This is a genomic window from Allorhizobium sp. NPDC080224 (assembly GCF_050281005.1).
In the GTDB taxonomy this organism is placed as follows: domain Bacteria; phylum Pseudomonadota; class Alphaproteobacteria; order Rhizobiales; family Rhizobiaceae; genus Allorhizobium.
Map to the genome: position 1 here is coordinate 807,393 of NZ_JBNNWJ010000001.1, position 13,443 is coordinate 820,835.

The following is a 13,443-nucleotide window of genomic DNA, read 5'->3' on the forward strand; positions in this document are numbered from 1 at the left end:
GAGCAGTTCCATGACATCAGTCGGATGGCTGCAGATCAGCCTTCTCTTCCTTGCCGTTCTCATCGCCATCAAGCCACTAGGTCTCTACATGGCACGGGTGTTTTCCGGTGAGCGGACCTTTCTTTCGCACATTCTCGGCCGCGTCGAGCATGACCTCTACCGCGTGAGCGGCATCACGCTTGAGAAGGAGCAGAGCTGGCTCGGCTACACGCTTGCCATGCTTGCCTTTTCGCTCGCCGGCTTCCTCGCGCTCTATGCCATGCTGCGGCTGCAGGCCTATCTGCCGCTCAATCCGCAGGGCTTTGCCGGCATGCCGTCGGATCTCGCCTTCAACACGGCCGTCTCCTTCGTTACCAACACCAACTGGCAAAACTATGGTGGCGAGACCACGCTCAGCCATTTCAGCCAGATGGCGGGGCTGACGGTGCAGAACTTCCTGTCCGCTGCCACCGGCATGGCGATTGCCGTCGCCGTCACCCGCGCGCTTGCCCGCTCAAAGGTTTCTACGCTCGGCAATTTCTGGGTCGATGTGACCAGAGCGACCCTTTATGTGCTCCTGCCGATGGCGATCGTCGTCGCGCTTGCCTTCGTGGCGCTCGGTCTGCCGCAGACGCTCCAAGGTTCCGTGACCGCCACGACGCTCGAAGGCGCCAATCAGGTGATTGCGCTTGGCCCCGTCGCATCCCAGGAAGCGATCAAGCAGCTCGGCACCAATGGCGGCGGCTTCTTCAATGTCAACGCAGCCCATCCCTTCGAGAACCCGACCGCCTGGTCGAACTATCTCAACATCTTCGCCATGCTGTCGATCTCGGCATCGCTGGTCTACACCTTCGGCCAAATGGTCGGCAACCGCCGCCAGGGCTGGGCGCTGATCTCGGCCATGGCTATCCTGCTCATCGCAGGCGTGGCCGTGACCTATTGGGCAGAAGCCCAGGGCAACACCATTCTGACGGCTTTAGGTGTTGACCCCGCGCTCGGCAACATGGAAGGCAAGGAAATCCGCTTCGGCCAGGCCATGACCGCCCTCTATGCGGCCGTCACGACAGGCCTTTCGGATGGCGGCGTCAATGGCATGCATGGCTCGTTCACGGGCTTGGGCGGTCTGGTGCCAATGTTCCTCATTCAGCTCGGCGAAGTGCTGCCGGGCGGTGTTGGCTCCGGTCTTTACGGCATGCTGGTCTTCGCAATTCTCGCCGTCTTCGTCGCGGGCCTGATGGTCGGGCGCACGCCCGAATTCCTCGGCAAGAAGATCGAGGGCCGCGAGATGAAGTTTGCGATGCTGGCCGTGCTGATCCTGCCGCTGGTCATTCTCGGCTTCACTTCCGTCTCTGCCATGCTGCCATTTGCGGTGGCAAGCGTCGGCACATCAGGCCCGCACGGCCTGTCGGAAATCCTCTATGCCTATACCTCGGCAGCCGGCAACAACGGCTCGGCCTTCGGCGGTCTGTCAGGCAATACGCCCTGGTACAACACGACGCTCGGGATCGCGATGCTGCTCGGTCGCTTCGCCTATGTCGTGCCGGTCATGGCAATCGCCGGATCGCTCGTCGCCAAGGTGAAGTCACCTACCTCCGCCGGCACCTTCCCGACCGACGGTCCGCTCTTCGTCGGCTTGTTGATCGGCATCATCCTCATTCTCGGCGGCCTGCAATTCCTGCCCGCACTGGTGCTCGGCCCCATCGTCGAACATTTCGTCATGCTCGCTGGCCAGACCTTCTGAAGGAACACCCATGTCCAAGGACAATAAGGCACCCAGTTTTCTCGATCCGACGATCCTGTTTCCGGCGATGCGCGATGCCGTCGTCAAGCTCGATCCGCGCAAGCTCATGCGCAACCCGGTCATCTTCGTGACCGAAGTTGTCGCCGTCGTCGTGACGATCCTCTTCCTCCGCGACCTCGCCAGCAATCCTGGCGACGCCGGCTTCTCCGGCCAAATTGCCGCCTGGCTCTGGTTCACCGTACTCTTCGCCACTTTCGCCGAAGCCGTAGCCGAGGGCCGTGGGCGCGCCCAGGCCGACAGCCTGAAGAAGACCAAGTCCGAACTCGTCGCCCGTCGGCTGGGCAGCAACGGGAAGACGGAAACGATCCCGGCCTCCAGCCTCAAGGTCGGCGACGTCGTGCTGGTGGCGGCCGGTGAACTCATCCCCGGCGACGGTGAGGTGATCGAAGGTGTCGCCTCGGTCAACGAAAGCGCCATCACCGGCGAATCCGCCCCCGTCATCCGCGAATCCGGTGGCGACCGTTCGGCCGTCACGGGTGGCACGCAGGTGCTCTCCGACGAGATCAAGATCAGGATCACCGTCCAGCCCGGCTCCTCCTTCGTTGATCGCATGATCGCGCTGATCGAGGGCGCCCAGCGCCAGAAGACGCCGAACGAGATCGCACTCTCGATCCTGCTTTCGGGCCTGACCTTGATCTTCCTGTTCGTCTGCGTCGCCATCTGGGGGCTTGCCGGCTATTCCGGCACGGTGCTCTCGGTCACGGTGCTGGCAGCGCTGCTCGTCACCCTGATCCCGACCACGATCGGCGGCCTTCTCTCGGCCATCGGCATCGCGGGGATGGACCGCCTGGTCCGCTTCAACGTCATCGCCACGTCAGGCCGCGCGGTCGAAGCCGCCGGCGACGTCGACACGCTGCTCCTCGACAAGACGGGCACGATTACCTTCGGCAACCGCATGGCCAGCGACTTTCTGGCTGCGCCAGGCGTGACACCAGCCGAACTCGCGGAAGCGGCCCTCATTGCCTCGCTATCGGACGAAACGCCGGAAGGACGCTCGGTCGTGGCGCTCGCCACCGGTGAGTTCGGCGTGCCGATGCCAAAGTCCGTGTTCGACGCGGTCATCGGCTTCACCGCCGAAACGCGTCTCTCCGGTGTCGACATCGGTCAGCGTCGACTACGTAAAGGTGCCGTTGATGCGGTGCTGAAGTTCACCGGTCTCACCGATCAGGATGCCCCGGCCGAATTCCGCCGCGCCGTCGATCAGGTTGCCCGCACCGGCGGCACGCCGCTCGGTGTTGCCGATGGCGACCGCCTGCTCGGCGTCATCCACCTGAAGGACGTCGTCAAACCCGGCATCAAGGAACGCTTCGCGGCACTGCGCGCCATGGGCATCCGCACTGTCATGGTCACAGGAGACAATCCGGTGACGGCAGCCGCCATTGCTTCCGAAGCCGGCGTCGACGATTTCCTCGCCCAGGCAACCCCCGAGGACAAGCTCGCCTATATCCGCCGCGAGCAGCAAGGTGGCCGCCTGATCGCCATGTGCGGCGACGGCACCAATGACGCCCCGGCGCTCGCCCAGGCCGATGTCGGTGTCGCCATGCAGACCGGCACCCAGGCCGCCCGCGAGGCCGCCAACATGGTGGACCTCGATTCCAGCCCCACCAAGCTCATCGAGATCGTCGAAATCGGCAAGCAGCTCCTGATGACGCGTGGATCCTTGACGACCTTTTCGATCGCCAACGACGTGGCCAAATACTTCGCCATCATCCCGGCGCTGTTCGTCGCCACCTATCCGGCGCTCGAAGCCCTCAACATCATGGGGCTGACATCGCCGCAGTCGGCCATCCTGTCTGCCGTCATCTTCAACGCGCTGATCATCGTGGCGCTGATCCCGCTGGCATTGAAAGGCGTGGCTTACCGTCCGTCCGGTGCAGCGGCACTCCTGCGCCGCAACCTGCTCGTTTATGGCGTCGGCGGCCTGATCCTGCCTTTTGCCGGCATCAAGGTCATCGACCTTGCCGTCAGCGCTCTTCATCTGGTGTAATCATGATCAATCATCTCAGACCCGCACTCACCCTCGTTGTCGCCATGACCGCACTCACCGGTCTCGCTTATCCACTGGCGATTAACGGCATTGCCCAGGCCGTCATGCCGGCCCAAGCCAATGGCAGCCTGATCGAACGCGACGGCGCGGTCGTAGGCTCCGCCTTGATCGGCCAGAACTTCACCTCCGACCGGTATTTCTGGCCGCGTCCCTCTGCGACGGGGCCAGACCCCTACAATGCGACAGCCTCGTCCGGCTCGAACCTCGGCACGACCTCGGCGACATTGAAGGAGCGCGTCACAGCCGATGTCGCCCGTTTGACCGAAACCGGCATCGCGCAGCCTATCCCAGCTGATGCGGTCACTGCCTCCGGCTCCGGTCTCGACCCGCATATTTCGCCGGCCTTCGCGGAAGCTCAGGTGGCGCGCGTTGCGCAGGCGAGGGGAATACCGCCGGCTGCCATCGCCTCGCTCGTCGGGCAGCACACCGAAAATCCGGCCTTCGGCGTTATCGGCGAACCTAAGGTCAATGTGCTAGAGCTCAACCTGGCGCTCGATGCACTCTGATATGTGAGACCTAGATGGCGGATGACGACCGCAGGGACGACCGACGTCCCGATCCCGATGCATTGCTTGCCCTGGCGGATAAGGACCGCCGGGGCAAGCTGACCGTTTTTCTGGGTGCCGCACCCGGCGTCGGCAAGACCTATGCGATGCTCTCACGGGCCAGGCGCCTCAAGGCTGACGGCATCGACGTCGTCATCGGGCTGGTCGAGACCCATGGCCGCAGCGAGACGGCAGCACTACTCGACGGTCTCGAGATCCTGCCTCGACGCAGGGTGGCTCATCGTGACCGGATGCTCGAGGAGTTCGACCTTGATGCGGCGCTTGAACGGCGTCCCCGCATCGTCATCGTCGACGAGCTCGCCCATTCCAACCCCGAGGACAGCCGCCACCCCAAGCGGCATCAGGACATTGAGGAGCTGATATCATCAGGCATCGATGTCTGGACGGCGCTCAACATTCAGCATCTCGAAAGCCTGGCCGATCTTGTCGCCCAGATCACCGGTGTCACGGTGCGCGAGCGGGTGCCCGATGTCGTCCTCAAACGCGCCGATGAAGTTCTGCTCGTGGACCTTGCGCCATCCGAGCTGATCGAGCGTCTGAAGGAGGGCAAGGTCTATCTTCCCGAAAGCGCCAACCGCGCTGTCGACCGCTTCTTCCGCCTCGGCAATCTGACGGCGCTGCGCGAACTGGCGCTGCGTCGCACCGCCGACAGAGTCGACGATCAGATGGTCGACTATCTCAAGCAGAACGCCATCGATGGTCCCTGGGCCACGGGCGAACGCCTCATCGTCTGCGTCGGCTCCGACCCGCTATCGGAGAAGGTTGTCCGCGTTGCGAGCCGGCTCGCCTCAGGGCTCAACGCACCTTGGCTGGTTATCTCGATCGAGCGGGCCGACCGGGAAGTCGAGACGCCGGAACGCCTGCAGAGGATAGAGACGCTCTTCCGGCTTGCCGAACAGTTGGGCGCTGAAACACGCCGCGTCATCGGCAATGATTTCGTCGAGGAGATCCTGAAACTCGCCCGGCGCGAGCATGCGACCCAGATCGTCATCGGCACGCGCAAGCGCAGCCGCTGGCAAAAGCTCGTCTCACGGTCACTGCCGGATGCTCTGGCGCGTGAGGCGTCAGGTCTCGGCATCCATATCGTCACGCCGGACGGCCCAACGGTCGAGCGGGCAGGCAAGACTCTGATCGTGCCACCGAGTGCCGTGCTTCGGCAATCGGCGCTGACGGCACTGGGTTTCGTCGCTGTGACCACGCTGCTGGGTAAGGCAATCGACGTCTTCGTTGTGCTGCCCAACATATCCCTGCTTTTCCTGCTCGCCGTCCTCGGAGCCTCGGTGGTTGGCGGTTACGCCTCGGCATTCCTGGCCGCACTTCTCTCGGCGCTCTCCTACAATTTCTTCTTCATCAATCCCCGCCACACCTTCACCATCGCGGCGCCGCACGAGGTCTTCGCGCTCTTCGTCTTTCTGGCCGTGGCCATCATTGCAGGCGGCCTTGCCTCGCGGATTCGCGAACAGGCCGAGGTAGCCCGGATCCGCGCGACTGCGCTGCAATCGCTCTACGATTTCTCCCGAAAGCTCGCGAGCACGGGAAAGGGCGAGGACGCGATCTGGCTTGCTGTCTCCCAATTGCAGGCGAGCCTCAAGCGCAAGGTCGTACTGCTCGTTCCGCGCAAGGGCGATCTCGGCGTGGCCGCCGCCTGGCCGCCGGATGCCGAGCTCGACGTGACGGACATGACCGCCGCTCGCTGGTCCCATGACAAGCGCGAGCCCGCCGGCCACGGCACGGGCACGCTGCCGAACAGCCGCTTCGAGTTCCGCCCGCTGCTCGGACCCCATGGCATCGTCGGGGTCTGCGGCATCGAGCACAGGCGCGATCGGCTCGACCTGAACGCCGAACGCGCGCTGACAGCCATTCTCGACCAGACGGCGATTGCGCTCGACCGGGCACGCCTCGCCGACGAGACTGTCGAGCAGGCGGCAAGGCTTGAGGGTGAACGTTATCGGGAAGCGCTGCTCTCCTCCATCTCCCATGACCTGCGAACCCCGCTGGCGACGATCACCGGTGCTGTCACCGGCTTACGTCAGCTCGGTGAGCGCATGACGCCTGAAAACCGCGATGATCTTCTTCAGTCGATCGAGGAGGAAAGCGGTCGGATGAGCCGCTTCGTCGCCAATTTGCTTGACATGACACGCATCGAGGCGGGCACGCTGAAGCCGAAACAGGATTGGGTGGATGTCGCAGACGTGGTGCAGTCCGCTGTCGAGCGGACGCGCAAATACGCGCCGGGACGTGTCGTCGAGACGGGCATTGCCTCTGACCTGCCCCTGATCCGGGGTGACAGTGTTCTGATCGGTCAAGTGCTGTTCAACCTTCTGGACAATGCGGTGAAATATGGCGGCGACGAGCCGATCAACGTTTACGCCCGCCGCGACGGCAAGGATGTGCTGATCTCGGTCACCGATCACGGCAAGGGCATTCCGCCTGAGGATCTGGACCGGATCTTCGAAAAATTCTATCGCAGGGGAAAGCCGGATGGACGGGCTCCCGGCACGGGGCTCGGCCTTTCCATCGCCCGTGGCTTTGTCGAGGCGATGGGCGGCAAGATCCATGCGGAGAGCCCGGCTCTCAAGAAGCGGGGCACGCGCATCGTTATGCGGTTTCCCGGAAGCAATGAACCAAGGGGCGATGTCCAATGAACCAGTCCCGCATTCTGGTCGTCGATGACGAGCCCCAGATCCAGCGTTTCCTGAAACCGTCTCTGACGGCCGCAGGCTACGAGGTCGTCGAAGCCGGAACGGGCGCCGAAGCGCTGAAGGCTGTCGCCACCCAGGCGCCCGATCTCGTCATCCTCGATCTCGGTCTGCCGGATATGGACGGCAAGGAGGTGATCGCCAGCCTCCGAGGCTGGTCGGACATCCCGATCCTCATTCTTTCGGCCCGTGACCGCGAAAGCGAGAAGATCGCGGCGCTCGACCTCGGTGCCGACGACTATGTCGAGAAGCCCTTCGGCATTGGGGAGTTGACGGCGCGAATCCGCACCGCACTGCGCCATCGTGGCCGTCGCGACGCCATTCCGACGGTGATGGAAGTCGACGGGCTGACCATTGATCCGATCAAGCGGCTCGTCTCGCGGGGTGGCGAGCTCGTGCACTTGACGCCGAAGGAATATGACCTGCTCCTTCTGCTTGCCCGTCATACCGGTCGGGTCGTGACCCATCGCACCTTGTTGACGACCGTCTGGGGACCCGCACACGGCGACGACCTGCATTACCTCCGCGTCTTCATCGGCCAGTTGCGCCAGAAAATCGAACGCGATCCGACGCAGCCAAGGATCGTGCGCACGGAACCGGGCGTAGGGTATCGGATGGCCGAGCAGGAATGAAGCCTACTGCAGGATGCTCCTTCAGCTCGCGTACGAGTATCCGTTCCTGTTGCTCCGCTTCATAGCAGGGACGGTTTCTTCACTCCCCGAATACGGACGCTATTTGCGGGTCCCCAGCCAGTTCTTTCGAGACCCGTTTCAGTACGACGGATGCCCTGGCTAACAGCAGCCAGGATTGCTCAAGTTGTTGAGAAGGCGTCGCTTTTTTCTGTGAGAAATAGTCGATGATTTTGTGCGGAAAACCGACCTAAAATGGCCTGCCTGGAGAACCTGGATTCTCACATGATTTCAAAGGCTTAACAAAATCGCCTTTGATTTTCCTTTGTTTTCCTGTCGCGAGCGACCGTGGATGCCATCTTTGTGCCCTGGCTTTGGGCCGACGTCAACATGGCGGGAGAGCGGCAATAATTTCCGCTCAAGAACGCGCTGCTGACGGCTAATATTGGCGACCTGGGATGAGGTGATTAGCGTAAGTAAAGGCTGACCGTTACGGGGTCCGGACGGGTACCAGTTTGCGCGCAGCGCCGCCACCAACCTGCTGACCTTCTTCGTCCCATGGCAGGTGTGGGGTTGTTCGCTACGGGCTTAGGCAAGGCTAGTTGCCAGCCATTCACACCGTGGGGCTAATGACGATGGTCCTCGTCTCGCGGGCACAACAGCCGATGATCCGGTCCACCAAGCTCGCAGCTTGCGCGGCAATTTCCGGGACGCCTGTCAGCTCACCGAATGCTGGGCGAGCGGGCGGTCCGGCGACGAAGAGAGTGGTATTGGGCGTTCCGGTCGCTGTGATCGCGCGGCCCCCGATATCGCAGGCGAGGCCGAGACCGAGCGGATCCGACTGAATGACGCCGTCCCTTTGCATATTCAGTAGAAACCGCTGATGGGCCGCATAGTCCTGGAAATCAGGGCCAGTCGCCAGAAGGATGTGGCGGCAGCGAAACTCGGTCTTTCCTTCGCGGGTATCCACCGCCGCAAGAAGCTCTTGTCCGTCGTCCCTGATGGACATGAGATCGCCCGTTTCCAGTCTGACCCGACCAGTGTCGATGCCCAGTTCGAGGATGGCGGCCCCTTGGGGTGGCATCCGGTACCGATGAACATCATACCAGCGGCGGAGGCGCCTCAGGAATTTTTGTCGCTCGCGCATCGGCAGCGCTTGCCAGAATGACGGTGCATGCTGACGCAGAGCATCGAACACGGACTGCCAGGGTATGCCATGCACCTGCGCATCTCTGATCGTCGCTCGCACCTTCGAGAGAAGCTTTCTGGCCGACGTGAGGTCGGTGCTGCTGAAGTCACCAAAGGGTGAAAAGCCACCGCCAGCATGCTTTCGCGGCATAAGGCCTGTGCGGGAGAGTAGGCTGACGGTCCCGGTGTGGCCAAGGGCCTTCAGGCGGCAGAGGGCATCAATTGCGGTGAGACCGGAGCCGACGATAAGGACGGGATCGCACTTTCCGATTTCGTTGAACGCATCAGCGGCAAGGATATCTTTGACACGGCTCGTTGCCAAAGCGCTCAGCCTGTCGACGACGGGTGGTCTAGAGGCAGGAGGGTGCCCGGTCGCAAGGATCAGAATGTCGGCCAGGACGGAGGTGCCATCAGCCCCGGAGATCCGCCACTGATCGCTCTGGCGTTCCACCACCCGAACGGCTTGGCGGATATGTCGGATTGCGCCACTGTCCAGATGCGGCGCAAGTTGCGCCTGCATGAACCGTCCGAAATCGCGGCGCCGAGCAAAGATGCCTTCCGGGGTCACGGCATCCGGATCGACGGTGAGCGTTCCGCTGGTCTGCAGCCAGTCGAGGAAGGCTGTCGGAGAGCCGGGGATGGCGCGCATTCTGTGTGCCGCGACATTCAGGCGAACATCGATGTTCTTGACATCATAGGCAAGGCCACATCCGAGCTGCTCGCGGGGCTCGAAGACGGTCACCTCTTCAATGTCGCGAACCCCGCGCTCCACCAGAAGTTTGGCAATGATCGCACCCGTATATCCGCCGCCCATGATTGCGACGCGGGAGCCAGGGCGCGGCGTTTGCGCCTGCAGTCTCGGGGACGACATCCTGATCTTCAACATGGCAGTCTTCCTTCCGGTTTGCGGGGGCAGAGCTGGGCATATTTTCTATAAAATATATGGAGATTAAAAACGCTTGTCTACTGCTTCGGTTCCGCGGCTGTTACCCATGCTTCATATGCAGTCTGCACGGAGAGGTCAGATGAACGTTTTTGTCGCTAGCGAATTCAGAGAGCCCCGCCTTCGCCCATTGTCTGATCGCCCAGTGTCCGATCGACCGGCCGACGCGGCTGGTTTGAAGGAGGCCTTGAGAACGCTGGGTGGCGGTGTCAGCGTGATCACGGCAGGTGAAGGTGCGGAGCGCTCTGGCGCCACGGTCACCTCTGCGACGGCATTGTCCGTCGATCCCCCGCGTATGCTGGTGTCCCTCAACAGATCGTCCTCCACTTGGCCCGTCGTTGAGCGTTACCGCCATTTCGCGGTCAATGTGATTGGTGCAGCCCATCAGGATGTTGCAAATCGCTTTGCGGGCATTGGTGGATTGAAGGGCCCCGAGCGCTATGTTGGAGCCGAATGGACAAGGCTTGCCAGCGGAGCGCCAGTGCTGGAAGATGCGGTTGCAGCACTCGACTGCGAAGTTGAGGAGGCGATCGAGCGACATAGCCATGTCATCTTGATCGGTCGCGTCCTTTCGATACGCTTGAGCGGTGGGAGTTCGCTCCTCTATCAGAATGGCAAATACCACGCAGTGACGTAACTCTGGCTTGAGTGGAGGAGGTCTGTTTGATGGTGGTATCGACGGCCGATCGATTGCGACCCGTACCGGTTGCCTTGACGCGGGAGGCCGATGTCTTGGCCGCACTCGATCGCTTGGGACCCTCTGCGACAGGTCACAATCCGGATCAGGCCTCCAATCTGCCCACGACCGGGCTTCTCGCCATGTCCATTCCCGCGAGCTTCGGGGGAGCGGACATCTCGAACCTCACCGTCGCCGAGGCAGTCAGCCGACTGACCATCTGGGATGCAGAGGCGGCGGAGAAACTGCTCCGGCACCTTGTGGCCTTGGAACTGGTCCGCACCAGCGGATCGGCAGAGCAGCGCAAGGCGATCTACGGACGCGTTGTGCTGGGCGATGTCTTCGACTTAAGCGCCCGTCGCGAGGGTGTTCCGTCACCGAGGCTGGTGCCGTCGGGTCTGGCTTTCGCCCTTGAGCATGTTGGATCGGACCTCGCGGTCAGTGCTGCGGACTGGCAAATCTTAAGGGCGTCTGGCGCCAGATCTGAACCGATGGCCGCCATTCTGGACAGCAAGCGCGTGTTATTGGGCGGCGAAGATTCGTCATCGGAATTGACCGTCCATCCCGATTACATTCTCTCCCTCGGTGAGAATGCGGACTGTCTGTCACGACTGATGGCGGCCTTTCTGATGGCTGCCGTAACCCGCGGGCAAGTCGGCTCGAAGACGCTGATCTCAGGGGCAGATCCTTCTGTCTCAATCGAACTCGAACTTCTGGACGCGATGATCCAGAAGGCCGCCTCCCTGATCGATGGCATTCAGGTGGACGATCCCCCAATCGACTTAGCGCAGATCGATCGGTTCTGCCTCGCACTGGACACGGCGCGTTCGCGCTGTTCCATGGATCACTCGCCCGCGATCAAATCCTGATCGGGCTGTTCTGATGCTACGAATTGCGTGAGCGTCATTGTGTCGAGAACAGCGGCCATGGCATCGCGAACCTGCGTCATGGAAATCCGGATCTGGCACGATGCTGGGTCACGGCAATCGTCGCAGGCTTCGAATGCCGTACGACTGGCGCAGCGTATTGGGGCAAGTGGCCCGTCAAGGGCGCGGATGACCTGGCCGATCATGATCTCATCTGCGGGTTTTGAGAGCGCATAACCGCCATTTGGCCCCTTCTTCGAGCGCAGGAAGCCGTTGTTGCGCAGCTCCAGCAGGATCGTGTCGAGGAACTTCTTCGGAATATTGTTTCGCGTCGCGATGTCGGTAACGAACGCCGTCTGTCCCGGCTCCAGACCCGCGAGGTCGACCAGCGCTTTCAGACCGTATTTGCCTTTGTTGGTGAGCATTGTGGAGATATCCGGCCGAAGGCCTCAAGGTTGATTTTGCTCATCGTACATAGTTTTTATGAAGTAAGCGTTCAAGCCGTATTCCGGATCGAGTGGGCCAAGTGCGTCAGCCTTTTTGCTTCCGCGTCGCAGATGTCTCAGATCGGCGTCACATTCGAAAATCCATTCGCCGAGGGGCTGAATCTTTGCAATCCCATTTCTCTATATAAATTATAGACAATGTAGGCTGACCTCATTCGATAATCGAGTGAGAGAGGACCAGCCATGACACGTAAGATCAGATTAGGCGCATTTCTTCCCGGTGGCGGACAGCATATCGCCTCCTGGCGGCATCCGGATCAGCCGGTGGATGGCGCCGTCAGTTTCGAGTTTCACAAGCAGTTGGCTCTGACTGCGGAGAGGGGGTTGTTCGACGCCTACTTCCTCGCCGACGGTCTCGCCGTTGGGTTCGGCGGCGCGCGGGAAGGCGGCAATGCAAGGGTCGCCGGCTTCGAGCCCGTGACGCTATTTTCGGCGCTGGCTCCCTTCACCACCCATCTCGGTTTCATCGCGACGGCTTCGACGACCTATGAGGAGCCCTACAACACGGCGCGCAAGTTCGCCTCGCTTGACCTCATCTCGGACGGCAGGGCCGGCTGGAACGTCGTGACGACGACAGGCGATGCCACGGCGCAGAACTTCAACCGTGAACAGCAACTCCCGCATGCCGACCGCTACAAGCGCGCCGCCGAGCATGTCGATGTCGTCAAGAAGCTCTGGGACAGTTTTGAGGACGATGCCTTCATCCGCGACAAGGAAACGGGTGTCTTCTTCGATCCCGGCAAGCTGCATGATGCCGCTCACAAGGGCGAGCACTTCAAGGTCAAGGGACCGCTCAACGTCTCTCGCTCGCGCCAGGGGCATCCTGTTATCGTCCAGGCAGGCCAATCCGATGACGGCCGTGGTCTGGCCGCAGCGACGGCAGAGGTGATCTTCACTGCCCACCAGCACATCGAGACCGCGCAGGAATTCTACCGCGACATCAAGAACCGCGCTCGCGGCCTCGGGCGCAACCCCGACCACATCCTGATCATGCCCGGTGTCTCGCCCTTCGTCGGTCGCACAGAGGAAGAAGCGCGCGAGAAATACGATCGCCTGACCTCGCTGATCCTGGAGGAAGACGGCATCGGCCTGCTCAACGGCCTGACAGGTGGCACGCTCGACTTGAGGGGCTACGATCTCGACGATCCACTGCCACCCGCGCCCCCGACTGAGGGCATGAAGAGCCGGCAGGCGTTGATCCGCCAGATCGCCGACGAGAACAATTTCTCGATCCGCCAGCTCTACCAGTGGGTCGCCTCGGCGCGCGGTCACTTCACCATTGTCGGAACGCCCGTGCAGATTGCTGATACGCTGCAGCAATGGTTCGAAAATGAAGCGGCTGACGGCTTCAACATCCTGCCGCCCTGGCTTCCGACAGGTCTCAACGACTTCGTCGATCTCGTCATCCCCGAGCTGCAACGCCGCGGGCTCTTCCGCACCGCCTATGAGGGCCGGACGCTCCGCGAAAACCTTGGCCTGCCGTTTCCGATCAACCGCTATGCCGCCGACCATCAGGTCGTGCAGGCCGCCGAATGAGGAGGTC

The 13,443-nt window shown here is 61.9% G+C and carries 10 protein-coding genes; 8 read left to right on the forward strand and 2 right to left on the reverse strand.

All coding sequences use genetic code 11. The features are described 5' to 3' along the window. The first annotated feature begins 10 nt into the window (after positions 1-10). The 5 genes from kdpA to ACQKP1_RS03895 are packed head-to-tail and all read left to right on the forward strand — an operon-like array spanning position 11 to position 7,724. Entirely contained in the window at positions 11-1,720 is a 1,710-nt protein-coding gene (gene kdpA, locus ACQKP1_RS03875; protein ID WP_427274255.1) for a potassium-transporting ATPase subunit KdpA, read from the forward strand. 10 nt (positions 1,721-1,730) lie between these two features. Further along, positions 1,731-3,767, forward strand: coding sequence for a potassium-transporting ATPase subunit KdpB (gene kdpB / locus ACQKP1_RS03880; RefSeq protein ID WP_427274256.1), 2,037 nt, complete (start codon positions 1,731-1,733; stop codon positions 3,765-3,767). A gap of 2 nt (positions 3,768-3,769) precedes the next feature. After that, the gene (gene kdpC, locus ACQKP1_RS03885; protein WP_427274257.1) at positions 3,770-4,333 is read left to right on the forward strand and encodes a potassium-transporting ATPase subunit KdpC; all 564 of its coding nucleotides are present in this window, start codon (positions 3,770-3,772) and stop codon (positions 4,331-4,333) included. 14 nt (positions 4,334-4,347) lie between these two features. Beyond that, positions 4,348-7,038 (forward strand): ATP-binding protein, encoded by a 2,691-nt coding sequence (locus ACQKP1_RS03890; protein WP_427274258.1) that lies wholly within the window; start codon positions 4,348-4,350, stop codon positions 7,036-7,038. Further along, positions 7,035-7,724: a response regulator gene (locus ACQKP1_RS03895; protein WP_427274259.1), complete on the forward strand. Its 690-nt coding sequence runs from the start codon at positions 7,035-7,037 to the stop codon at positions 7,722-7,724. The genes ACQKP1_RS03890 and ACQKP1_RS03895 overlap by 4 nt, the downstream gene beginning before the upstream one ends. Before the next feature lie 610 nt (positions 7,725-8,334). Here the strand turns inward: ACQKP1_RS03895 and ACQKP1_RS03900 are convergent. Further along, a complete protein-coding gene (locus ACQKP1_RS03900) occupies positions 8,335-9,795 on the reverse strand; it encodes an FAD/NAD(P)-binding protein (protein WP_427274260.1) in 1,461 nt (486 codons plus the stop codon). A gap of 139 nt (positions 9,796-9,934) precedes the next feature. Between ACQKP1_RS03900 and ACQKP1_RS03905 the strand changes: the two genes are divergently transcribed. Next, on the forward strand, positions 9,935-10,489 hold the full coding sequence (locus ACQKP1_RS03905; protein WP_427274261.1) for a flavin reductase family protein: 555 nt from the start codon (positions 9,935-9,937) through the stop codon (positions 10,487-10,489). 29 nt (positions 10,490-10,518) lie between these two features. Then, on the forward strand, positions 10,519-11,397 hold the full coding sequence (locus tag ACQKP1_RS03910) for a hypothetical protein (protein ID WP_427274262.1): 879 nt from the start codon (positions 10,519-10,521) through the stop codon (positions 11,395-11,397). Here ACQKP1_RS03910 and ACQKP1_RS03915 read toward each other — a convergent pair. Further along, entirely contained in the window at positions 11,373-11,819 is a 447-nt protein-coding gene (locus ACQKP1_RS03915) for an Rrf2 family transcriptional regulator (RefSeq protein ID WP_102019265.1), read from the reverse strand. The genes ACQKP1_RS03910 and ACQKP1_RS03915 overlap by 25 nt on opposite strands. Before the next feature lie 264 nt (positions 11,820-12,083). Between ACQKP1_RS03915 and ACQKP1_RS03920 the strand changes: the two genes are divergently transcribed. Continuing rightward, on the forward strand, positions 12,084-13,436 hold the full coding sequence (locus ACQKP1_RS03920; RefSeq protein WP_427274263.1) for an LLM class flavin-dependent oxidoreductase: 1,353 nt from the start codon (positions 12,084-12,086) through the stop codon (positions 13,434-13,436). Positions 13,437-13,443: the final 7 nt, after the last annotated feature.